At 72.1% G+C, this 21,731-nt stretch carries 19 protein-coding genes; 10 read left to right on the top strand and 9 right to left on the bottom strand.

Translation table 11 applies throughout. The features are described 5' to 3' along the window. Positions 1-13: 13 nt before the first annotated feature. From A4V12_RS08170 to A4V12_RS08150, 5 genes are all read left to right on the top strand, one after another. Positions 14-787 (top strand): spermidine synthase, encoded by a 774-nt coding sequence (locus A4V12_RS08170; RefSeq protein WP_234372107.1) that lies wholly within the window; start codon positions 14-16, stop codon positions 785-787. Positions 788-869: 82 nt separating this feature from the next. After that, the gene (locus A4V12_RS08165) at positions 870-1,607 is read left to right on the top strand and encodes a response regulator transcription factor (RefSeq protein WP_064068554.1); all 738 of its coding nucleotides are present in this window, start codon (positions 870-872) and stop codon (positions 1,605-1,607) included. Beyond that, positions 1,604-2,686 carry a HAMP domain-containing sensor histidine kinase gene (locus tag A4V12_RS08160; protein ID WP_064068553.1) on the top strand — a complete coding sequence of 361 codons (1,083 nt, stop codon included), beginning with the start codon at positions 1,604-1,606 and terminating at the stop codon, positions 2,684-2,686. Before A4V12_RS08165 ends, A4V12_RS08160 begins: the two co-directional genes overlap by 4 nt. A gap of 269 nt (positions 2,687-2,955) precedes the next feature. Continuing rightward, entirely contained in the window at positions 2,956-6,792 is a 3,837-nt protein-coding gene (locus A4V12_RS08155) for a multifunctional oxoglutarate decarboxylase/oxoglutarate dehydrogenase thiamine pyrophosphate-binding subunit/dihydrolipoyllysine-residue succinyltransferase subunit (RefSeq protein ID WP_064068552.1), read from the top strand. 126 nt (positions 6,793-6,918) lie between these two features. Further along, a complete protein-coding gene (locus A4V12_RS08150; protein ID WP_019075209.1) occupies positions 6,919-7,101 on the top strand; it encodes a DUF6104 family protein in 183 nt (60 codons plus the stop codon). Here the strand turns inward: A4V12_RS08150 and A4V12_RS08145 are convergent, their stop codons facing one another. Beyond that, a complete protein-coding gene (locus tag A4V12_RS08145; RefSeq protein WP_064068551.1) occupies positions 7,102-7,965 on the bottom strand; it encodes a hypothetical protein in 864 nt (287 codons plus the stop codon). Between the two features lie 122 nt (positions 7,966-8,087). Between A4V12_RS08145 and A4V12_RS08140 the strand changes: the two genes are divergently transcribed. Next, entirely contained in the window at positions 8,088-8,930 is an 843-nt protein-coding gene (locus A4V12_RS08140; RefSeq protein WP_064068550.1) for a DUF4097 family beta strand repeat-containing protein, read from the top strand. Position 8,931: 1 nt separating this feature from the next. Then, positions 8,932-9,825: a PadR family transcriptional regulator gene (locus tag A4V12_RS08135; RefSeq protein ID WP_064068549.1), complete on the top strand. Its 894-nt coding sequence runs from the start codon at positions 8,932-8,934 to the stop codon at positions 9,823-9,825. Between the two features lie 169 nt (positions 9,826-9,994). Here the strand turns inward: A4V12_RS08135 and A4V12_RS08130 are convergent, their stop codons facing one another. The 7 genes from A4V12_RS08130 to A4V12_RS08100 form a co-directional block, all read right to left on the bottom strand. After that, entirely contained in the window at positions 9,995-10,564 is a 570-nt protein-coding gene (locus A4V12_RS08130; protein ID WP_064068548.1) for a Clp protease N-terminal domain-containing protein, read from the bottom strand. Then, positions 10,564-10,773, bottom strand: a complete 210-nt coding sequence (locus A4V12_RS08125) for a helix-turn-helix domain-containing protein (protein ID WP_064068547.1) — start codon at positions 10,771-10,773, stop codon at positions 10,564-10,566. The genes A4V12_RS08130 and A4V12_RS08125 overlap by 1 nt, the downstream gene beginning before the upstream one ends. A 31-nt stretch (positions 10,774-10,804) precedes the next feature. Beyond that, positions 10,805-12,232 (bottom strand): glycoside hydrolase family 5 protein, encoded by a 1,428-nt coding sequence (locus A4V12_RS08120; protein ID WP_064068546.1) that lies wholly within the window; start codon positions 12,230-12,232, stop codon positions 10,805-10,807. 60 nt (positions 12,233-12,292) lie between these two features. Beyond that, positions 12,293-13,258: a zinc-binding dehydrogenase gene (locus A4V12_RS08115; RefSeq protein WP_064068605.1), complete on the bottom strand. Its 966-nt coding sequence runs from the start codon at positions 13,256-13,258 to the stop codon at positions 12,293-12,295. Positions 13,259-13,338: 80 nt separating this feature from the next. Next, positions 13,339-14,898, bottom strand: a complete 1,560-nt coding sequence (locus A4V12_RS08110; protein ID WP_064068545.1) for an alkaline phosphatase D family protein — start codon at positions 14,896-14,898, stop codon at positions 13,339-13,341. Then, positions 14,895-15,476 carry a hypothetical protein gene (locus A4V12_RS08105; protein WP_064068544.1) on the bottom strand — a complete coding sequence of 194 codons (582 nt, stop codon included), beginning with the start codon at positions 15,474-15,476 and terminating at the stop codon, positions 14,895-14,897. Before A4V12_RS08105 ends, A4V12_RS08110 begins: the two co-directional genes overlap by 4 nt. 270 nt (positions 15,477-15,746) lie before the next feature. After that, positions 15,747-16,964 (bottom strand): NAD(P)-dependent malic enzyme, encoded by a 1,218-nt coding sequence (locus tag A4V12_RS08100; RefSeq protein WP_064068543.1) that lies wholly within the window; start codon positions 16,962-16,964, stop codon positions 15,747-15,749. Between the two features lie 561 nt (positions 16,965-17,525). Here A4V12_RS08100 and A4V12_RS08095 point away from each other — a divergent pair. From A4V12_RS08095 to A4V12_RS08085, 3 genes are all read left to right on the top strand, one after another. After that, positions 17,526-18,497 carry an ABC transporter substrate-binding protein gene (locus A4V12_RS08095; protein WP_064068542.1) on the top strand — a complete coding sequence of 324 codons (972 nt, stop codon included), beginning with the start codon at positions 17,526-17,528 and terminating at the stop codon, positions 18,495-18,497. Between the two features lie 669 nt (positions 18,498-19,166). Next, positions 19,167-20,072, top strand: coding sequence for an amino acid ABC transporter permease (locus A4V12_RS08090; protein WP_064068604.1), 906 nt, complete (start codon positions 19,167-19,169; stop codon positions 20,070-20,072). Next, entirely contained in the window at positions 20,069-20,830 is a 762-nt protein-coding gene (locus A4V12_RS08085; protein WP_064068541.1) for an amino acid ABC transporter ATP-binding protein, read from the top strand. The genes A4V12_RS08090 and A4V12_RS08085 overlap by 4 nt, the downstream gene beginning before the upstream one ends. 78 nt (positions 20,831-20,908) lie before the next feature. Here A4V12_RS08085 and A4V12_RS08080 read toward each other — a convergent pair whose 3' ends face one another. After that, positions 20,909-21,670: a class I SAM-dependent methyltransferase gene (locus tag A4V12_RS08080; protein ID WP_064068540.1), complete on the bottom strand. Its 762-nt coding sequence runs from the start codon at positions 21,668-21,670 to the stop codon at positions 20,909-20,911. Between the last annotated feature and the right edge of the window lie 61 nt (positions 21,671-21,731).

Here is a 21,731-nt window from a genome sequence, read left to right as displayed (position 1 = left end):
TACGCTGAGGATCATGGCCGTGACGACTCCCGTGACCGCATCCGTGACCACGCCCGTGACCACGCCCGTGCCCGCCGCCACCGGGGACACCGCCACCGGCGGCACCGCCGCCACCGCTCCGGCGGCCGCCCCCGTGACGCTCGACCGCCGCGAGGGCCCGTACGGCGAGGTGGTGCTGCGCCGGCGGGGCGACGACTTCGAGATCATCGCCAACGGCACCTTCCTGATGGACACCTCCGACGGGCGCTCCGAGCGGCTGCTGGTCGACGCGGCCCTGCGGACCCTCGGGGCCCGCCCGCACCCGGCCGTCCTCGTCGGGGGGCTGGGGGTCGGGTTCTCCCTGGCGCACGCCGCCGCCGAGCCCGCGTGGGGCCGCATCGCGGTCGTCGAGCGCGAGGAGGCGATCATCGACTGGCACCGGGAGGGGCCGCTCGCCCGCATCTCCGGCGAGGCCCTCGCCGACCCGCGCACGGTGCTGGTCCACGACGACCTCGTGGCGTACGTCCGCACCTCGCCCGACACCTTCGACGCGCTCTGCCTGGACATCGACAACGGCCCCGACTGGACCGTCACCGAGGACAACGACAGCCTCTACTCCCCCGCCGGTCTGGCGGCCTGCGCGGCCCGGCTGAACCCCGGCGGAGTACTCGCCGTCTGGTCCGCCAGGCCCTCCGCCGATTTCGAAGAGTCATTGCGGAATGCCGGGTTCAGCGGGGTAAGAACCGAAGAGGTCCCGGTTGCCCGGGGCGTACCGGACGTGGTCCACCTCGCCGTTCGCCCTGCGTAGCCGGGACGCGGTCGGTGCCTTTACGCTGCTGACCGAACACACGGATCTACACGCTCGCGCAGGACGCGACAGGGGCGGGGCGATGGAGCAGACACACACCAGCCAAACCGGCACGGCGGTCGCGCCGGGTACGCAGCGCCGCGTGCTGGTCGTCGAGGACGACACCACCATCGTCGAGGCCATCTCCGCCCGGCTGCGGGCCGAGGGCTTCCTGGTGCAGACGGCCACCGACGGCCCGGCGGCCGTGGACGCCGCCGAGGCGTGGCAGCCCGACCTGATGGTGCTCGACATCATGCTGCCGGGCTTCGACGGCTTGGAGGTGTGCCGCCGGGTGCAGGCCCAGCGGCCGGTTCCGGTGCTGATGCTGACGGCCCGTGACGACGAGACCGACATGCTGGTCGGCCTCGGGGTCGGCGCCGACGACTACATGACCAAGCCGTTCTCGATGCGGGAGCTGGCGGCCCGCGTGCACGTGCTGCTGCGGCGCGTCGAGCGGGCGGCGCTGGCGGCCGTCACGCCGCGCAGCGGCATCCTGCGGCTCGGCGAGCTGGAGATCGACCACGCGCAGCGGCGGGTGCGGGTGCGCGGCGAGGACGTCCACCTCACGCCGACCGAGTTCGACCTGCTGGTCTGCCTGGCGAACACGCCCCGCGCGGTCCTCTCCCGCGAGCAGCTGCTCGCCGAGGTCTGGGACTGGGCGGACGCGTCGGGCACCAGGACCGTGGACAGCCACATCAAGGCGCTGCGCCGCAAGATCGGCGCCGAGCGGATCCGTACGGTGCACGGTGTCGGATACGCCCTGGAGACGCCCGCCCCATGACGTCGCTCCGGTCCCGGCTGCGTTCGGTCTCGATCTCGATCAAGACCAAACTGGGCACGCTCGTCGTCGTCTCGGTCTTCATCACGACCGGGCTGCTGATGGTGGCCCTGCGCACGGAGACCGAGCTGCGTTTCATCACCGTCTTCTCGGTGATCGCCACGCTGCTGATCACCCAGTTCGTGGCGCACGGCCTGACCGCGCCGCTGGACGAGATGAACACGGTGGCGAAGTCGATCTCGCACGGCGACTACACGCGCCGGGTGCGCGGCGCCGACCGCCGGGACGAGCTCGGCGACCTGGCCTCCACCATCAACCGCATGGCGGACGACCTGGAGGCCGTGGACCGGCACCGCAAGGAGCTGGTGGCCAACGTCTCGCACGAGCTGCGCACCCCGATCGCGGCGCTCCGCGCGGTGCTGGAGAACGTGGTGGACGGGGTGTCCGCCGCCGATCCGGAGACGATGCGCACGGCGCTGAAGCAGACCGAGCGGCTGGGCCGGCTGGTGGAGACGCTGCTGGACCTGTCACGGCTCGACAACGGTGTCGTACCGCTGCGGTCGCGGCGCTTCGAGGTGTGGCCGTACCTGTCGGGGGTGCTGAAGGAGGCCAATCTGGCCGCCGCGCAGCGCGGGCTCAGCTCCGGCTCGGGCAGCCACACGCGCACGGACGTGCACCTGCACCTGGACGTGTCGCCGCCCGAGCTGACCGCGCACGCGGACAGCGAGCGGCTGCACCAGGTGGTGGCGAACCTGATCGACAACGCGGTCAAGCACTCCCCGCCGCACGGCCGGGTGACGGTACGGGCCCGGCGGGGCCGGCAGCCGGAGTCGCTGGACCTGGAAGTGGTGGACGAGGGACCGGGCATCCCGGAGTCGGAGCGGCACAAGGTCTTCGAGCGGTTCAACCGGGGCGGGGTCGCCTCGCCGCACGGCCCGGACAGCGACGGCGGCACCGGCCTGGGCCTGGCGATCGCCCGCTGGGCGGTCGATCTGCACGGCGGGCGCATCGGTGTGGCCGAATCCGCACGTGGATGCCGTATTCAGGTCACTCTTCCAGGGATCCCTCAGCCTCGCGGTTGACGTAGGGTTCGAACCGGAAGCGCGCGTTCTGCGTATACGTGTACGGGACGTGGCCGAGGCTGTGCGCCGTCCGGGGCCGCAGCCGCGGCGCCGTGTACCCATTCACAGGGCAACCACGCTTGTTTCCCGCCATTTATAGCGACGAAACACGTCCTCGGATGTGATCTACGCGACGATGGCATGCCCGGCCTGCACGTCCCGGCCGGGGAGGCGTAGCCTTTATTTCCGCTGTCCATCACCTTGTGAAGCGGAAGAGGGCGGTTGCCGCCGTGTCGTCTCAGTCCCCCAGTAACTCGAGTATCTCGACCGACCAAGACGGGCAGGGTCCTTCGAACCCTGCCGCCGCGTTCGGTGCCAATGAGTGGCTCGTCGACGAGATCTACCAGCAGTACCTCCAGGACCCGAATTCGGTCGACCGTGCCTGGTGGGACTTCTTCGCCGACTACAAGCCGGGCGCCTCGTCCGGCTCGGCGGACAAGCCCGCGGGCGAGGGTGCCGTAGCCGCGGGGGCTGCGAGCACCGGCTCCGCCGGCCAGGCCCCGGCACCGCAGGCCCAGGCCCCGGCCACCCCGGCGCAGCCGGCAGCAGCGGCACCCGCACAGGCCGCTGCTCCCGCCGCGAAGCCCGCGCCCGCGCCCGCCGCGCAGGCCCCGGCCCCGGCCGCCGCTCCCGCCGCGAAGCCGGCGCCCGCCGCCAAGCCCGCCGCGAAGCCGGCCGCCGCCAAGGCCGAGCCCGCCGCCGGTCCGGAGTACGTGCCGCTGCGCGGCCCGGCCGCCGCGGTCGCCAAGAACATGAACGCCTCGCTGGAGCTGCCGACCGCCACCTCGGTCCGCGCGGTCCCGGTGAAGCTGCTGTTCGACAACCGCATCGTCATCAACAACCACCTCAAGCGCGCCCGCGGCGGGAAGATCTCCTTCACGCACCTCATCGGGTACGCGATGGTGCAGGCCATCAAGGCCATGCCGTCGATGAACCACTCGTACGGCGAGAAGGACGGCAAGCCGGTCCTGGTGAAGCCGGAGCACGTCAACTTCGGTCTGGCCATCGACCTGGTCAAGCCGAACGGCGAGCGCCAGCTGGTCGTCGCGGGCATCAAGAAGGCCGAGACGCTCGGCTTCTTCGAGTTCTGGCAGGCGTACGAGGACATCGTCCGCCGCGCCCGCAACAACAAGCTGACGATGGACGACTTCACCGGCGTCACCGTCTCGCTGACCAACCCCGGCGGCCTGGGCACCGTCCACTCCGTGCCGCGTCTGATGCCCGGTCAGTCGGTCATCATGGGCGTCGGCTCGATGGACTACCCGGCCGAGTTCCAGGGCACGTCGCAGGACACCCTGAACAAGCTGGGCATCTCCAAGGTGATGACCCTCACCTCGACGTACGACCACCGGGTCATCCAGGGTGCGGCGTCCGGCGAGTTCCTGCGCATCGTCGCGAACCTCCTCCTCGGCGAGGACGGCTTCTACGACGACGTCTTCGAGTCGCTGCGCATCCCCTACGAGCCGGTCCGCTGGCTCAAGGACATCGACGCGTCGCACGACGACGACGTCACCAAGGCCGCGCGCGTCTTCGAGCTGATCCACTCCTACCGGGTCCGGGGCCACGTCATGGCCGACACCGACCCGCTGGAGTACCGCCAGCGCAAGCACCCCGACCTGGACATCACCGAGCACGGCCTGACGCTCTGGGACCTGGAGCGGGAGTTCGCCGTCGGCGGCTTCGGCGGCAAGTCGATGATGAAGCTGCGCGACATCCTCGGCGTGCTGCGCGACTCGTACTGCCGCACCACCGGCATCGAGTTCATGCACATCCAGGACCCCAAGCAGCGCAAGTGGATCCAGGACCGCGTCGAGCGCCCGCACTCCAAGCCGGAGCGCGAGGAGCAGCTGCGGATCCTGCGCCGCCTCAACGCCGCCGAGGCGTTCGAGACGTTCCTGCAGACCAAGTACGTCGGCCAGAAGCGGTTCTCGCTGGAGGGCGGCGAGTCCGTCATCCCGCTGCTGGACGCGGTCATCGACTCGGCGGCCGAGTCCCGCCTGGACGAGGTCGTCATCGGCATGGCCCACCGCGGCCGGCTGAACGTCCTCGCGAACATCGTCGGCAAGTCGTACGCGCAGATCTTCCGCGAGTTCGAGGGCAACCTCGACCCGAAGTCGATGCACGGCTCCGGCGACGTGAAGTACCACCTGGGCGCCGAGGGCACCTTCACCGGCCTCGACGGCGAGCAGATCAAGGTCTCGCTGGTCGCCAACCCCTCCCACCTGGAGGCGGTCGACCCGGTCCTGGAGGGTGTCGTCCGCGCCAAGCAGGACGTCATCAACAAGGGCGGCACGGACTTCACCGTCCTGCCCGTCGCCCTCCACGGCGACGCGGCCTTCGCCGGCCAGGGCGTCGTGGCCGAGACGCTCAACATGTCGCAGCTGCGCGGCTACCGCACCGGCGGCACGGTCCACATCGTCATCAACAACCAGGTCGGCTTCACCGCCGCCCCGGAGTCGTCGCGCTCCTCGATGTACGCGACCGACGTGGCCCGCATGATCGAGGCGCCGATCTTCCACGTGAACGGCGACGACCCGGAGGCCGTGGTCCGCGTGGCGCGGCTCGCCTTCGAGTTCCGCCAGACGTTCAACAAGGACGTCGTGATCGACCTCATCTGCTACCGCCGCCGCGGTCACAACGAGGGCGACAACCCGCAGTTCACCAACCCGCAGATGTACAGCCTCATCGACAAGAAGCGGTCGGTGCGCAAGCTGTACACCGAGTCGCTGATCGGCCGTGGCGACATCACGCTGGAAGAGGCGGAGCAGGCGCTCCAGGACTTCCAGGGCCAGCTGGAGAAGGTGTTCGCGGAGGTCCGCGAGGCGACCTCGCAGCCCGGCACGGCGCACAGCCCGGAACCGCAGGCCGAGTTCCCGGTCGCCGTCACCACCGCGGTCTCCCAGGAGATCGTGAAGCGGATCGCCGAGTCGCAGGTGAACATCCCCGACCGCATCAAGGTGCACCCGCGCCTGATGCCGCAGCTCCAACGCCGTGCCGCCTCCATCGACGACGGCACGATCGACTGGGGCATGGGCGAGACCCTCGCCATCGGTTCGCTGCTGATGGAGGGCACCCCGGTCCGGCTCGCCGGCCAGGACACCCGCCGCGGCACCTTCGGCCAGCGCCACGCGGTGCTGGTGGACCAGGAGACCGGCGAGGACTACACCCCGCTGCAGTACCTCTCCGAGGAGCAGGCCCGCTACAACGTCTACGACTCGCTGCTCAGCGAGTACGCGGCGATGGGCTTCGAGTACGGCTACTCGCTGGCCCGCCCGGACGCCCTCGTGATGTGGGAGGCCCAGTTCGGTGACTTCGTCAACGGCGCGCAGACCGTCGTGGACGAGTTCATCTCCTCGGCCGAGCAGAAGTGGGGCCAGACCTCCGGCGTCACGCTGCTGCTGCCGCACGGCTACGAGGGCCAGGGCCCGGACCACTCCTCGGCCCGCCCGGAGCGCTTCCTCCAGCTGTGCGCGCAGAACAACATGACGGTCGCCATGCCGACGCTGCCGTCGAACTACTTCCACCTCCTGCGGTGGCAGGTGCACAACCCGCACCACAAGCCGCTGGTCGTCTTCACCCCGAAGTCGATGCTGCGCCTGAAGGCCGCCGCGTCGAAGGCGGAGGAGTTCACCAACGGCGGCTTCCGCCCGGTGATCGGTGACGAGTCGGTGGACGCGAACGCCGTCCGCAAGGTCGTCTTCTGCGCGGGCAAGGTCTACTACGACCTGGAGGCCGAGCGGGTCAAGCGCGGCGTCACGGACACGGCGATCATCCGCCTCGAGCGCCTGTACCCGCTGCCGGGTGCGGAGCTCCAGGCCGAGATCTCCAAGTACCCGAACGCCGAGAAGTACCTGTGGGCCCAGGAGGAGCCGGCGAACCAGGGTGCCTGGCCGTTCATCGCGCTCAACCTGATCGACCACCTCGACCTGGCGGTCGGCGCGGACATCCCGCACGGCGAGCGCCTGCGCCGCATCTCGCGGCCGCACGGCTCGTCCCCGGCGGTGGGCTCGAAGAAGCGCCACGAGGCCGAGCAGGCCCAGCTGGTCGCGGAGGTCTTCGACGCCTGACCGGCGCCCGCACCACCCACCAGGGCCCGGCCCCGCACCCGCGGGGCCGGGCCCTGTGGCGTTGCCGGGCGGGGCGGGGGACGCCATACCCTTGGGGGGACATCGAGCAGGCATCAGGAGCACGTCTTGTACTTCACCGACCGTGGCATCGAGGAGCTGGAGAAGCGGCGCGGCGAGGAGGAGGTCACCTTCGAGTGGCTCGCCGAGCAGCTGCGTACGTTCGTCGATCTCAACCCCGACTTCGAGGTGCCCGTCGAGCGCCTGGCCACCTGGCTGGCGCGGCTCGACGACGAGGACGACGACGAGTAGTCAGCGGCCACCGCGGCCGGCCGGGCCGCTCATGGTGGCGGGGGCGGTCACGGGGGCTGCGGCGGCCGGGGTGCGCAGGCGGTCGTAGGCGAGGCCCAGTGCGCCGCGGGTGATCAGCAGTGCCGCGGCCGTCGCCCAGCCCGGGCTGCGCCGGCCGATCGCCCAGACGAGCAGGGGGACCCCGGCCGCCAGTTGGGCGGTGGCGAGCGCGCGGGCCCGTGGGCCGAGCAGCCAGGGGCCGAGGGGGCCCTCCTCGACGGCGTCCAGCTCGGTGCGTACGGCATCGAGCCAGCCCTGCCACGCGATCGGCTCCGCGCCCTCGACCTCGGCGGTCGCCCACAGGCGGGTGGCCGGTTCGCCGGGCGCGATGCCCGGTGGCAGGGTGAGGCCGTGCCGGGCGAGGACGGCCGTCAGGCCCACCAGGCGGGCTGGGGCGTCGGCGTCCCGGTCGGGGCGGATGAGGGGTTCGAGGTCGCGGGCGTCCAGGACCGGGTCGAGCCCGAGGCGGGCCGCGAAGGTGTACATGGCCTCGTCCTCGCCGGCGGGAGTGCCGTCCGCGAGCCAGGTGTAGCCGACGGGGCGGCGGAATCCGGTCGCGAGCACGCAGCCGGCGCGGTCCGCGTCCCACCACAGGGCGACCACCGGCCAGGACACGCCGATGGCCAGGGCGCCGGCCCAGCCCGCGACGACCCGGTCGACCGGTTCGCCGCCGTCGCGCCAGGGGGCGCCCTCGGGGACGAGCAGGGTCCAGTCGGGCCCCGCCGGGGTGAGGAGCAGCCGTTCGCGCAGCAGCAGGGCCGGGGGCCGTACGGCGGCCGCATCGGCCCGGCAGAGCAGCAGCGCGCCTGGGGAAGTCGCGTTCATGCGCCTTACGCTAGGGCAATTTGCCCGCTTTCGGCGCACTTGACTTCCCCCAACCGCGATATATCGTGTCCTCACCGGAGACGCGATATGTTGCGTATCGCGTCCTGTCCCGAGGAGGCCCCATGCCGGAGTGGTCCGTCACCGAGCCGACGAAACTGACCCTCGACGACGAACCCGTGACGGCGCTGAACGTGCGCGTCGTCAACGGGACCGTGAACGTCGTCGGCACCGACGAGGGCCCGGCCCGGCTGGAGGTCTCCGAGGTCGAGGGCCCACCCCTGGTCGTCACCTACGAGGGCTCCACGCTGACGATCGGGTACGAGGACCTGCCCTGGCACGGGTTCCTCTCCTGGCTCGACCCCAAGAACCGCCACCGCAGCGCGGTCGTCTCGCTCGCCGTCCCGGCGGGCGCCCGCGTGGAGGTGGGCGTGATCGGCGCCGGGGCCGTGGTTTCCGGCATCCGGGGGCGTACGGACGTACGCGGCGTCACCGGCGACACCACGCTCGTCGGCCTGTCCGGCGAGGTCCACGCCGACACCGTCTCGGGCGACGTGGAGGCCCAGGCCGTCACCGGGGACCTGCGCTTCAAGTCCGTGTCGGGCGACCTCACTGTCGTCGACGGGTCCGGCACCTCGGTGCGCGCCGAGTCGGTCAGCGGCGACATGGTCGTCGACCTGGACCCCGCCGAACGGCCCGCCGACATCCGGCTCACCACCGTCTCCGGGGAGGTCGCCATCCGGCTGCCGCACCCGGCGAACGCGCAGGTCGAGGCCAACACCCTCGGCGGTGCCGTCTCCAACGCCTTCGACGACCTGCGGGTCACCGGCCAGTGGGGCGCCAAGAAGATCACCGGCACGCTCGGCGAGGGCAGGGGGACGCTGAAGGCCACCACGGTCTCCGGCTCCATCGCCCTGCTCCGGCGACCGGAGGATGCCCCCGCCGGCCCCACCGGAAAGGTGCTCTGACATGTCCCCCGTCTTCGCCCACGGCCGCCTGCGCCTGTACCTCCTCAAGCTCCTCGACGAGGCGCCCCGCCACGGCTACGAGGTGATCCGGCTGCTGGAGGAGCGCTTCCACGGCCTGTACGCCCCCTCCGCCGGCACCGTCTACCCGCGCCTGGCCAAGCTGGAGGCCGAGGGCTTGGTCACGCACGCCACGGAGGGCGGGCGCAAGGTGTACTCGATCACCGACGCCGGCCGCGCGGAGCTGGCCGACCGCAGCGGCGAACTGGCCGACCTGGAGCTGGAGATCCGCGACTCGGTCTCCGAACTCGCCGCCGAGATCCGCGACGACGTGCGCGGCGCCGCCGGCACCCTGCGCCGCGAGATGCGGGCCGCGGCGGGCGAGTCCCGTACGCCGCCGCCCGAGGGCGACGAGTGGGCGGCGTGGCGCCGGGCCAAGCAGGAGTGGAAGGACCAGGCGCGGCGGGCCAGGGACGAGTCGCGGCGCGCCCGGGAGGACGCGCAGTCGGCCCGGCGCCAGGCCAAGGAGGCCCAGGACAAGGCCCGTCAGGAGGTGCTCCGCATCGCCCAGCAGGTCCAGGACCACGTGCTGCGGGGCGACGGCCTGGCCGACCTGGCCGGCCGGCTCGGCGGACTGCTGGGCGGCACGGCCGGGACCTCGCCCTGGCCGCCGTACGCGAAGCCCGGCCCGGCCGACACCCCGGAGTGGGCCGCGGACGACACCGCGTCCGCCGATCCGGCCCGGGACCTGGAGCGCCTGCTGGACCGCTTCCGGGACGACGTCCGCGACGCCGCCCGGGACCACGGCGTGACGGCCCCCCAGCTCGCCGAGGCCCGCCGCCACCTGTCCACGGCGGCGGCCCACATCACCGCACTGCTGAAGGGCCCGCGCGACTGACCGACCCGCCGGCGGGGGCGGCGGCACGGCACCGCCCGACGACGGGGACGCCGCCAGTCCTTCGGAGACGGGCGGCGCCCTCCGGCGCGCGGCGTACGCGGCGGACGGTCCGCCCGCCGGGGGCGGCGCCCTCCGGCGCGCGGCCGCCCGCCGGGCCGGGAACCGCCGGTCAGCTCGCCTTGGCGTCGCCGGAGGGGCCGCCGGCGACGGCTCGCTCCAGTGCCGTGTACGTCGCCCCGTGGTCGGCGAGCACGTCCGCGACGACGCCCGGGCGGGCCGCGAGGGCCAGGAGCAGATGCTCGTCGCTGATGTGACGGTCTCCCCGGCCCAGGGCGACCCGGAGGGACTGTTCCAGCGTGTCCTTCGCCGGGCGGGTGAAGGGGCGGTGGCTGGACCAGCGGCGTTTCGGTTTCCGGCCGCCGGACAGCGCGCCCGCGCCGTGGGCCGCCGCGACCCGGGAGACGATCTCCGTCACGTCGATGCCGAGGCCGGCCAGCGCCTCCGTGTCCGCCCGGGTCAGGCCGCCGCGCCGCCGGGCGTCCGCGAGGGCGGACTCCACGGAGGTGCGCCGGGCGGAGACTCCGAGGGCGTCGAAGGCGGCCGCCGACCGGGTGCCCCGGAGGTCCAGCAGGGCCAGCAGCAGGTGTTCCTCGGTGACGGAGTCGGCGTCGGTCCGTTCCGCGTGGGTGACGGCCCCCTTGACGACGCTCCGGGCCGCCTCGGTGAATCGCTCGAACATCAACGCCTCCCGTACTTCTTGTGCACGGCCTGCCGGCTGACGCCCAGCTCGGCGGCGATCTCCTGCCAGGACCAGCCCTGCGCCCTGGCACTGCGGACTTGTACGGCTTCCAGCTGCTCCAGCAGCCGCCGCAGCGCGGCGACGGCCCGCAGCCCCACCCGGGGGTCGCGGTCGCCCGCACGTGCGGCCAGATCGGTCGCTTCGGTCATGGTGTCAACTTACGTTGACACCCCCTTGGCGTCAACCCTGATTGACACCCTTCCGGCCCTCGGCCGCCCCCGGCGACACCGACACCGTGACCGTCGCGCCCGGCACCGCCCGGACCTCCACGCGGCCCACCCGGCCCGGGGGCACCGCCGCCGTCCGGGGCCTGGCCCGCCCGTCGACCGTGACGCGCCAGCCGGTGGCGGCCGGCGGCAGGGACAGCACCGTGGCGCCACCGCGCCCGGCGACGTAGGAGAGCCGCGCCGGGTCCTGCGCGATCACCCGGCCCGCGACCGCCTCCGCGTAGGGCGCGGCCGTCTGCTCCTTGTTGGCGCGCCAGGCGCCCGAGCCGTCCACCGCGCAGTAGCCGCCGCCGTAACACCACACATAGCCCGCCCAGCCGGAGCTGTAGCGGTTCAGGGAGACCAGTGCCTCGCGGTAGAAACGGCCCATGTTCGGCAGGGCGTTGTTCAGCGGGCCCCACTCCCCCACCACGACCGGTACGCCGTACTCCTCGGGATAGGCCGTCACGGCCGCCTCGTACGCCTCGATCCAGCCCGCCGACGGGTCGTAGTCGGCGCCCGCCTCCATCGCGGTGTTGTAGAAGTGCGGGGCATAGACCACCTTCGGGTCGTCGATCCGGCCCAGGCCCGTGGGGACGCCCTCCCCGACGATCGGGGTCGGTTCGACGAAGATCCAGTTGTCGTCGTCGACCGTGCGGATCGCGTCCGCGAGGCGGTTGTACAGCGGTGTGAGGTGGTCGCGCTCGATCCGGCGGGCGGCGGCCGGCAGGTCCTCGCCCTCGCGCAGCTCGCCCATCGGTTCGTTGATCAGGTCGTAGCCGAGCACCGCCGGGTGGTGCGCGAACCGGTCGGCGAGGACCCGCCACATCCGGGCCTGTGCGGCCGCCAGGTCCGCGTCCTCGTACAGATGCGTGAAGGCCCGCTGCACGGCCGGTTCGAAGTACTCGGCGAACCAGTCGTCCGGGTGCGGGGTGAACGGCAGGCCGTCGGTGCGGGTGGCCCACTCCGGGATGCCGCGGTGACCGAAGGCGGGACCGAAGACGTCCTGGTGGGCGTCGATCAGGACGTGGACGCCGTGCCGTTCGGCCCAGTCCAGGACGCGCTCGACCTTACGGAGGTACGCCTCGCTGTACCGGCCGCGCTCGGGCTCCAGGTCGTCCCAGAAGACCAGCAGCCGGGCGAAGTTGAAGCCGCGGGCCCGCATGTCGCGGAAGTGCTTCTCGGTGATGGCGGAGAGGGCCGCCTCACCGCGGTGGACCTTGTCCTCGACGTTCCACCCGCGCAGCGTCAGGACGCGGCCCCGGTCGTCGGTCAGGCGGGGGATGCCGGGTTCGGCTTCGACGGCGGCGGCCGCCGCCGCCGGGGCGGGGGGTGGGGCGGGCGAGGCGGGCGGAGCGAGGGCCAGTAGGGCGGCGGAGAGGACGAGTGCGAGGGTGCGCATGACGGGACCTCCGGCACGGTCGACGGTGCCGGAGATCCCATCAGCGGAACTGACGGTCCATCAAGAGGGGTTGAGGACAATCTTGCCGAAGAGGTCGCCGGACGCCATCTTTTCGAACCCCTCCCGGGCCCGGTCCAGCGGCAGCACCTCGTCGATGACCGGCCGCACGCCCGTCGTCGCGCAGAACGCGAGCAGGTCCTCCAGCTCGTCCTTCGAGCCCATCGTCGAGCCGACGACCTTGAGCTCCAGGAAGAAGATGCGGGTCAGCTCGGCGTGCGAGGGCCGGTCGCCGCTCGTCGCGCCGGAGATCACCAGTGTGCCGCCCGGGCGGAGCGACTTGACCGAGTGCGACCAGGTGGCCGCGCCGACGGTCTCGATCACCGCGTCCACGCGCTGCGGCAGCCGGGCGCCCGGCTCGTACGCCTCCAGCGCCCCCAGCTCGATCGCCCGCTTGCGCTTGGCCTCGTCGCGGCTGGTGGCGAAGACCCGCAGCCCGGCCGCCTTGCCGAGGACGATCGCGGCCGTGGCGACACCGCCGCCCGCGCCCTGCACCAGGACCGAGTCGCCGGGGCGCACGCCCGCGTTGGTGAAGAGCATGCGGTACGCGGTGAGCCACGCGGTCGGCAGGCACGCGGCCTCCTCGAACGACAGCTCCTTCGGCTTGGGCAGCACGTTCCAGGCGGGCACGGCGACCTTCTCGGCGAACGTGCCCTGGTAGCGCTCGGTCAGGATGGAGCGCGGCTCCTTCGGCCCGACGCCGTGGCCGCTCTGCCCGATGACGGAATGGACGACGACCTCGTTGCCGTCCTCGTCGAGGCCGGCGGCGTCACAGCCGAGGATCATCGGCAGCTTGTCCTCGCCCAGCCCGACGCCCCGCAGCGACCACAGGTCGTGGTGGTTGAGGGAGGCGGCCTTGACGGTGACGGTGGTCCAGCCGGGGCGCACCTCGGGAGCGGGGCGTTCGCCCAGCTCCAGGCCGTTCAGGGGCTGGTCGCGGTCGATTCGGGCGGCGTAGGCAGCGAACATGACCTTGACCATAGGACGGACCGGTGCGCGGCGGTACCGCGCACCGGTGTGACGTACGTCAGACCCGGGCCGGCCGGGGGTCAGTCCCGGCGCCACTGCGCGGGGCTGCTCCTCGTCGCCGGGTCCTCGTACGAGCCGGCCCTGCCCCGGTCCACGTGGAAGGTGGTGAGCGTGGTGACCGGCGAGGCGGGGTCGCGGCGGTCGGCGATCACCCGCATGTGGGTGCTGAACCGCTCCGGCGTGACCTCGTACACGTCGTAGCCGTACCGGTTGCCCTCGAAGTACTTCAGGTGCGGGTTGGCCCTGCCCATGAGGGGGCCGTTGGTGGCGTTCCAGTCGGCGGAGTACGCGCCCGAGGTGATCGAGTGGGCGGTGAACTCCGTACCGACGAGCGGCGAGGAGGGGTCGTCGAAGTCGGTGCGGATGTCGTCGACGAAGGCGGAGTGCCAGTCGCCGGTGATGACGACCAGGTCCTCCAGGCCGCTGGTGTGCACGTGGTTCAGGACCTCCTTGCGCTCGGCGAGGAAGCCGTCCCACTGGTCGGTGAACATGTACGACCCGCCAGGCCGGCCGCGCAGCTGGCTGAGCATGATCGAGTTGGCCCACACGTGCCAGGAGTCGGGCGCCCGGTCGATGGTGGTCTTGAGCCAGGACTTCTGGCCGGCGCCCAGGATGGTGCCGTTCGGCAGGTTCTGCGCGGAGCGGTACGAGCGCAGGTCGAGGACGGTCAGCTCCAGCAGGTCGCCCCAGCGGCGGACGCGGTGGATCTCCGGGTCGGGCAGCGCGGAGGTGGCGGAGGCGTCCCGGTGCGGCATGTTCTCGTACCAGGCCTGGTACGCCGCCGCGCGCCGCTGGAGGAACGGTGCCCCGCCGCCCGTACCGCTGTAGTCGTTGGCGACCTCGTGGTCGTCCCAGGTGAGGAACCAGGGGTGCGCGGCGTGCGCCTCGCGCAGGGAGGCGTCGCCCTTGTAGAGGGCGTGGCGGCGGCGGTAGTCGGCGAGGGTGAGGACGGCGGGGCCCTCGTGGTCGCGCACGTGGTCGCCGCCGACGGGGCCGTGCTCGTAGATGTAGTCGCCCAGGTGCACGACGAAGTCGACGTCCTCGCGGGCGATGCCCCGGTGGGCGGCGTAGTAGCCGTCGTGGAAGGCCTGGCAGTTCGCGGCGGCGAAGCGCACCCGGGGGACGCCGCCGACCGGCGCGGTCCTCGTGCGGCCGGTCCGGCTGGTCCTCCCCAGCGCGGTGAAGGCGTACCAGTAGTGCCGGCCCGCGCCCAGCCCGTGCACGGGTACGTGGACGCTGTGGCCGAGCGTCGCGGAGGCGGGCGCGGTGCCCCGGGCCACGACCCGGCTCAGCGCCGGGTCCTCGGCCACCACCCACCCGACCTCGACGACCTCGGGCAGCTGCTGCTCGGCGGCGAGCGGCTCGGGCGCGAGGCGCGTCCACAGCACGACGCTCGACGGCTGCGGGTCCCCGGAGGCGACCCCGAGGGTGAAGGGCGCCGGGTCGTACTCCGCGCCGAGCGCCTCGGCGGCCTCACGCGCGCGGGCGGGCGAGAGGCCGGCGCTGAGCGGCCACACGAGGTTCAGCGCGCCGGCCGCGCCGGCGGCCTTGAGCAGGTTGCGTCGGTCGAGCGTCGTCATGTCCGTACCCCCGTGGTCCCGGTGAGCGTGAGCGTGATGCCGTCGGCGTAGCCGTCGTTCGACGTGCCGCCGCCCGTCCGGGTCAGGACGAGGAGGACCCGCGCGGTGCGGGCGCCGGGCGGCACGAGCAGCCCGGCGGTGCGCTCCAGCAGCCCGGTGCGGCCCTTGCGCTCGGCGGCCGTGACCGGCCCCAGGACGCTGAGCGCGACCGGCGTGCCCCGGCCGTCGCGGAACTCCACCGACAGCCGGGCGCCGTCCTCCTGGGAGGCGTAGCCGCCGAGCCAGGCGCCCACCGTGCAGCGGACCCGGCCGGCGTCGATCGCGTCGTGGCCGGTGGTCCCGGTGGCGGGCAGGGCGACGTCCTGGAGCAGCGCGGTGCGGGGCGAGGTGCCGCCGGAGAAGAACCGGCTCCCGCGCCGGGCGGGGCCCGGGTCGCCGGCGGTCGGGTAACCGCCGCCCAGGGTGTACGCGACGAGGGCGGGCGCGCCCTCGACGACCCGCCAGCCGGTGACCGTGGCGACGGGTTCGGCGGTACCTCCGGGACCGCTCTCGGCGTCTCCGTTGACGACCAGGTTCACACGCGCCTCCTGACTGCTGGTGTCGCCCCCGTGGTGGGGGCGCGCGCATCACAGCAGCCGTGGGTGAACCTCCGGAAGAGCGCGGGCGAACGGGGGGCGGGCGGTCCAAGGACCCCTGCCGAAAGTCCAAGGCGCCGGGTGTGCCGGGCCTTCCGGGTATGCCTGCCGTGCCGGGGCGTGGCTGCCGTGCCTGCCGGACGTGCGAAGGGCCCCGTCCCGCTCCCCGAGGGGGCGGGACGGGGCCCTTCGTGCCGGGCGCCGGGCCGGGTGTCAGCGGCGGGCGACGCCCTCCGCGCGGGCGGCGGCGGCGACGGCGGCGGTGACCGCCGGGGCGACCCGCTCGTCGAACGGCGACGGGATCACGTAGTCGGCGGCCAGCTGGTCACCGACGACGTCCGCCAGGGCGTTGGCGGCCGCGATCTTCATGCCCTCGGTGATGCGGGAGGCCCGCACCTGGAGGGCACCGGCGAAGATGCCGGGGAAGGCGAGCACGTTGTTGATCTGGTTCGGGTAGTCCGACCGGCCGGTGGCCACGACGGCCGCGTACTTGTGCGCGACGTCGGGGTGGACCTCCGGGTTCGGGTTGGCCATCGCGAAGACGAAGGCGCCCGGCGCCATCGACGCGACCGCCGGCTCCGGCACCGTACCGCCGGAGACGCCGATGAAGACGTCCGCGCCGGCCAGCGCGCTCTCCAGCGAGCCGGAGAGCCCGGCGCGGTTGGTGAGCTCGGCGAGCTCGCGCTTCACCGGCGTGAGGTCCTCGCGGTCCCGGCTGACGATGCCCTTGCGGTCCGCGACCGCCACGTCGCCGAGGCCGGCCTCCAGCAGGAACTTCGCGATGGCCACACCGGCCGCGCCGGCGCCGGAGATCACGGCGCGCAGGTCGCCGAGGCCGCGCCCGGTGAGCTTCGCGGCGTTCCGGAGGGCGGCCAGGGTGACCACGGCGGTGCCGTGCTGGTCGTCGTGGAAGACCGGGATGTCGAGCCGCTCCTGGAGCTTGCGCTCGATCTCGAAGCACCGGGGCGCCGAGATGTCCTCCAGGTTGACGCCGCCGAAGGACGGCGCGAGGCGGACGACGGTGTCGACGATCTCGTCGGTGTCGGTCGTGGCGAGCGCGATGGGCACCGCGTCCACGCCGCCGAACTGCTTGAAGAGGATCGCCTTCCCCTCCATGACCGGGAGGGATGCCTCCGGGCCGATGTCACCGAGTCCGAGCACGGCCGTACCGTCCGTCACGACGGCGACGACCTGGGACTTCCAGGTGTAGTCGTGCACGAGCTCCGGCTGCTCGGCGATGGCGCTGCACACCTTGGCGACGCCGGGCGTGTACGCGAGGGACAGGTCGTCCTTGTCACGGATCGGAACGGTGGCCTGCACGGCCATCTTGCCGCCGCGATGCAGCGCGAACGCCGGATCGAAGGGCTCGTCGGCGGCACCTTCGGTGCTGTTGTCACTGTCGCTGCGAGGATTGACGATCTCCGCTGCCATTTGTTGACCCCTTAAGTCATTTCGTTCGAGGGTGGCCACTCCTGGTTGAGGAGGGGTGGGCGGGCACCGCGTCCGTGCCTGCGCCAGGTGGTTGGCCCGCCCGGGCAGGGGAGGTACGCACGCGTCGGGCGCGCCGCACACGCGCCCTGAGCCCCGGATGAGGGGTGTAAGGATCCTTCTTACCGGACGGACCGCTCTGTCGACGAGTCGGTATCTCATATGAGCCTCGACCGCGGCCACAGCCCGAATCCGGTGACATGACTCATAGCCGGATTTCTGGACAAGTCCGTACGCAGCCTGGTTTGCGGCCGCTATCGCGTCCGTATGACGAGATCAACCGGAGATTTTCCGGCCGGAAGAAGGCAACCCCGTAAGAGGTCCGGCCTTGATGTACCGGCCTGTTGGGGTTCGGGGGTGTCCCGTTATCCGATTTTGACATGCGTGGCCCCCTGTTTGGGCTAGTCCGAATGGCAAGATGCCGTAATCACACGCGGTCGAAGCACCCGATGGTGCGTGCGCGACCGCTTTGGCAACTCCCTCACCCGCCGGAGGAACCCGACCATGACCGCAAGCACCACCCGCTGTACGACCGCCGCGAAGCCCCGGACGTCCCGGATAGCCGCGGTCGCCGCGATCGCGGTCGCCGGCTCCATGCTGATGACCGCCTGCGGTGACCAGACCGAGGCCGGCAAGGCGAAGGACTCGGGCGCCGTCTCCCAGGGCAGCTCGGCCCCGCTCTTCGCGAAGCTGCCCGAGAAGTACAAGAAGTCCGGCGTCATCAAGGTCGGCACGGATGCCGCTTACGCCCCCATGGAGTCCATGGAGGGCAACAAGATCGTCGGCATCGACCCGGAGATCGGTGAGGCGCTCGGCAAGAAGCTGGGCGTGACCTTCACGTTCGAGAACGGCAAGTTCGACGGTCTGGTCGGGTCCCTCTACTCCGGCCGCGTGGACATCGTGATGTCCGGCATGACGGACAACAAGGACCGCCAGCAGGGCCTGGACGAGGGCAAGAAGACCGGCAAGGGCGTCGACTTCGTCGACTACTTCCAGTCCGGCACGGCCATCCTGGTCAAGAAGGGCAACCCCAAGGGGATCAAGACCCTCGACGACCTGTGCGGCAAGAAGGTCGCGGTCCAGCTCGGCACGACGTACGCGGACGCCGCCAAGGCGCAGTCCGCGAAGTGCGAGAAGGACGGCAAGCCCAAGATCGCCATCGAGACGCCGGACACGGACGCCGAGGCCCAGGTCCGAGTGAAGGCGGGCGGCGCGGACGCCGACCTGAACGACTACCCGGTCGCCGTGCACGTCGCGAAGACCGCGGACGCCGGCAAGGCGTTCGAGGTCGCCGGCGAGCCGGTCGACGCGGGCCCGTTCGGCATCGCCGTCGACAAGGGCAACACCCAGCTGCGTGACGCGATCAAGGAAGCCCTGGACGCGATCATCGCGGACGGCACGTACAAGAAGATCCTCGACAAGTGGGGCGCTTCGCAGAGCGCGATCGAGAAGGCCGTCATCAACGGCGGCAAGTGATCCACCCCCGCTCTGTGAAAGGCAGTCATCGTGACTGAACAGCTCAACCCGGGATCCTCCGGCACACCGTCGGAGGACTCCGGGAGCGGCGCGGCGAAGCCCGCCGCCGCGAAGAAGGCCTCGACCCCGAGGAAGACGGCCGCCAAGAAGGCGGCCACCCCCCGCAAGACGACGGCCGCCAAGAAGACCACCACGGCGCGCAAGGCGACGCCGGCCAAGAAGGCCCCCGCCAAGCGCACCACCGCCGCCGAGGCGACCGCGGCGAAGGCGACCGAGGCCGCCGAGGCCACCGCGACGGCCGCCACCGCCGCCGACGCCGTGGAGACGGCCCAGGGCGCGCAGACCGCCCCGGCCGCCCAGGCCGAGGCCCCCGCCGCCGCGGGCGATGACGCCGCCGAGGCGACCGCCGCCAAGGCGACCGACGCCGTCGAGGCCACCGCGACGGCCGCCACCGCGGCCGACGCCGTGGAGACCGTCCGCGAATCCCCCGCCGCCGCGGTGGAGCCCGAGGAGGCCAAGCCCGCGGAGCCCGCCCAGACGGAGCCCGAGGACGCCAAGCCCGCGGAGCCCGCCCAGACGGAGCCCGCGGACGCGAAGGACACGAAGGCCGCGACGCTCACCAAGGAGCCCGCCGCCGGGGACGCCGGCGGGTCCGGCGGCACGCCGCGGATCGCCAAGGAGGACGGCGACGCCGCCGAGCCGATCCGGGCGATACCCGTCCGCCACTACGGGCGCTACGTCAGCGGCGCGCTCGTCCTGGCCTTCCTGGTCTGGCTGGTCTCCGCCTTCGCCGGCGGCAATGTCAACTGGAACACGGTCGGCGACTACATCACCGACGGCAACATCCTGGCCGGCATGGGCCGGACGCTGATGATCAGCGTCGTCTCGATGATCATCGGTCTCGTGCTCGGCGTCGTCCTCGCCGTGATGCGGATGTCGAAGAACCCGGTCACCGGTGGTGTCTCCTGGCTCTTCATCTGGATCTTCCGGGGCACCCCGGTCTACGTCCAGCTGCTGCTCTGGTACAGCCTCGCGCTGATCTTCCCCGTCTTCGAGATCCCGTTCATCTACAAGGACGAGATGACGGACGTCATGACCCCGCTGGTCGTGGCGCTGCTCGGCCTGGGCCTCAACGAGGGCGCCTACATGGCGGAGATCGTCCGCGCCGGCATCCAGTCGGTCGACGAGGGCCAGACGGAGGCCGCGCACGCGCTCGGCATGACCCAGGCGCAGACCATGCGCCGGGTGGTGCTGCCGCAGGCCATGCGGGTGATCATCCCGCCGACCGGCAACGAGTTCATCAACCTGCTGAAGACCTCGTCGCTGGTGGCCGTGGTCTCCTACCCGGACCTGCTGCGCAGCGCGCAGATCATCTCCGGCCGCACGTACGCGGTGATGGAGATGCTGTTCGTCGCCTCCTTCTGGTACCTGGCCCTGACGAGCGTCTTCAGCGTCGGCCAGTACTACCTGGAGCGGCGTTACGCCCGCGGCTCGCTCCGCGACCTCCCCAAGACCCCGTGGCAGAAGGTCAAGGCCAATCTGTCGACCCTGCGACGCCCGGAGGTGGCGCGATGACCGCCATGGTGAAGGCCGAGGGCGTGCACAAGTCCTACGGCGCGGCCCACATCCTCAAGGGCATCGACCTGGAGGTGGCGCCGGGTGAGGTGTTCTGCCTCATCGGCCCGTCCGGTTCGGGCAAGTCGACCTTCCTGCGGTGCATCAACCACTTGGAGAAGGTCAACGCCGGCCGGCTGTACGTCGACGGCGAGCTCGTCGGCTACCGCCAGAAGGGCGACAAGCTGTACGAGCTGAAGGACAGCGAGGTCGCGCTCAAGCGCCGGGACATCGGCATGGTCTTCCAGCGCTTCAACCTGTTCCCGCACATGACGGCCGTCGAGAACGTCATGGAGGCGCCGGTCCAGGTCAAGGGCGAGTCCAAGGCGGTGGCCCGCGAGCGGGCGCTGAAGCTGCTGGACCGGGTGGGGCTGGGCGACAAGTCCGGCAACTTCCCCTCCCAGCTCTCCGGCGGCCAGCAGCAGCGGGTGGCGATCGCCCGGGCGCTGGCCATGGAGCCGAAGCTGATGCTGTTCGACGAGCCGACGTCGGCGCTCGACCCGGAGCTGGTGGGCGACGTGCTGGACGTGATGCGCGACCTGGCCGAGTCCGGCATGACGATGGTCGTCGTCACGCACGAGATGGGCTTCGCACGCGAGGTCGGCGACTCGCTGGTCTTCATGGACGGCGGTGTGGTGGTCGAGTCCGGCCACCCGCGTGACGTCCTGACCAACCCGCAGCACGACCGGACGAAGGCGTTCCTGTCGAAGGTGCTGTAGCGGACGCGGGAAGGGGCGGTACGGGACCATCCGTACCGCCCCTTCCCATGGTCCCGGCCGCTCCGGCGCCGGGTCCGGCTACCGCAGCGCCAGCACCAGGGCGTCCGAGGGTGACGACCACACGGTCCTGGCCTCCGCGAACCCGGCCTCCCGCAGGGTGCGCGCGTGCCAGTCCGCCGAGGGCGTGTCGCCCTCGGCGTGCTCGCCGTAGAGGGCGAACCGCTCCGCGGTCGGCGCGGCGAGCACCGGGTCCGCGGCGGCCAGGTCCCACCAGGCGGCCCAGTCGAGGGCGCCGGCCGCCTTGGCGCGGTCCATGGCGGCGTGCCGGTGGGCGCGCTCGGCGGCGTCGATCCGCGGGGTGGACCCGTCCTTCATGCGGTCGGCGTTCATGAGGACGCCGCCCTCGCGGACGAGGCCGCCGAGCTGCCGGTACAGCGCGGCCAGCGGCTCGGTGCGCAGCCAGTGCAGGGCGGTCGCGGTGAGGACGGCGTCGTACGTGTCGTACGGCAGCGCCCGCACCCACGCGGGGTCCGTGAGGTCGGCCCGGACGAAGGTGACCCGCTCGTCCCCGGCGAAGTACCCCTCGGCGATGGTGAGGAGCGCGGGGTCGAGGTCGACACCGGTGCTGACGGCGTCCGGGAACCGGTCGAGCAGCCGCTTCGTGATACTTCCCGTACCGCACGCGAGGTCGAGGACCCTCGGCGCGGGGCCGGTCAGCGCCTCGACCATGTCGAGCATGACGCGGAACCGCTCCTCGCGGTCGGGCATGTACCACTCCTGCTGCCGGTCCCAGCTGTCCTGCCAGGCCCGCCAGTCGGTTCCCGCAGTCGTCTCCGTCACCACGACCTCCGTAATACCCTCGTATCAGACCCGTCTGTTACTCGTTCCGTTCCCGACCCTA

It is taken from the genome of Streptomyces noursei (assembly GCF_001646665.1).
GTDB lineage: Bacteria > Actinomycetota > Actinomycetes > Streptomycetales > Streptomycetaceae > Streptomyces > Streptomyces lavendulocolor.
Note: the sequence above shows the minus strand (reverse complement) of the source record. Positions and strands in the feature narration are given on the sequence as shown.

Excerpts from the sequence above, each read along its gene's own strand:
- A4V12_RS08165 (WP_064068554.1), top strand. The coding sequence starts at position 870 with ATGGAGCAGACACACACCAGCCAAACCGGCACGGCGGTCGCGCCGGGT.
- A4V12_RS08135 (WP_064068549.1), top strand. The coding sequence starts at position 8,932 with ATGTCCCCCGTCTTCGCCCACGGCCGCCTGCGCCTGTACCTCCTCAAG.
- A4V12_RS08110 (WP_064068545.1), bottom strand. The coding sequence starts at position 14,898 with ATGACGACGCTCGACCGACGCAACCTGCTCAAGGCCGCCGGCGCGGCC.
- A4V12_RS08085 (WP_064068541.1), top strand. The coding sequence starts at position 20,069 with ATGACCGCCATGGTGAAGGCCGAGGGCGTGCACAAGTCCTACGGCGCG.
- A4V12_RS08115 (WP_064068605.1), bottom strand. The coding sequence starts at position 13,258 with ATGTTCGCTGCCTACGCCGCCCGAATCGACCGCGACCAGCCCCTGAAC.
- A4V12_RS08120 (WP_064068546.1), bottom strand. The coding sequence starts at position 12,232 with ATGCGCACCCTCGCACTCGTCCTCTCCGCCGCCCTACTGGCCCTCGCT.
- A4V12_RS08140 (WP_064068550.1), top strand. The coding sequence starts at position 8,088 with ATGCCGGAGTGGTCCGTCACCGAGCCGACGAAACTGACCCTCGACGAC.
- A4V12_RS08170 (WP_234372107.1), top strand. The coding sequence starts at position 14 with ATGGCCGTGACGACTCCCGTGACCGCATCCGTGACCACGCCCGTGACC.
- A4V12_RS08130 (WP_064068548.1), bottom strand. The coding sequence starts at position 10,564 with ATGTTCGAGCGATTCACCGAGGCGGCCCGGAGCGTCGTCAAGGGGGCC.
- A4V12_RS08125 (WP_064068547.1), bottom strand. The coding sequence starts at position 10,773 with ATGACCGAAGCGACCGATCTGGCCGCACGTGCGGGCGACCGCGACCCC.
- A4V12_RS08100 (WP_064068543.1), bottom strand. The coding sequence starts at position 16,964 with ATGGCAGCGGAGATCGTCAATCCTCGCAGCGACAGTGACAACAGCACC.
- A4V12_RS08145 (WP_064068551.1), bottom strand. The coding sequence starts at position 7,965 with ATGAACGCGACTTCCCCAGGCGCGCTGCTGCTCTGCCGGGCCGATGCG.
- A4V12_RS08160 (WP_064068553.1), top strand. The coding sequence starts at position 1,604 with ATGACGTCGCTCCGGTCCCGGCTGCGTTCGGTCTCGATCTCGATCAAG.
- A4V12_RS08095 (WP_064068542.1), top strand. The coding sequence starts at position 17,526 with ATGACCGCAAGCACCACCCGCTGTACGACCGCCGCGAAGCCCCGGACG.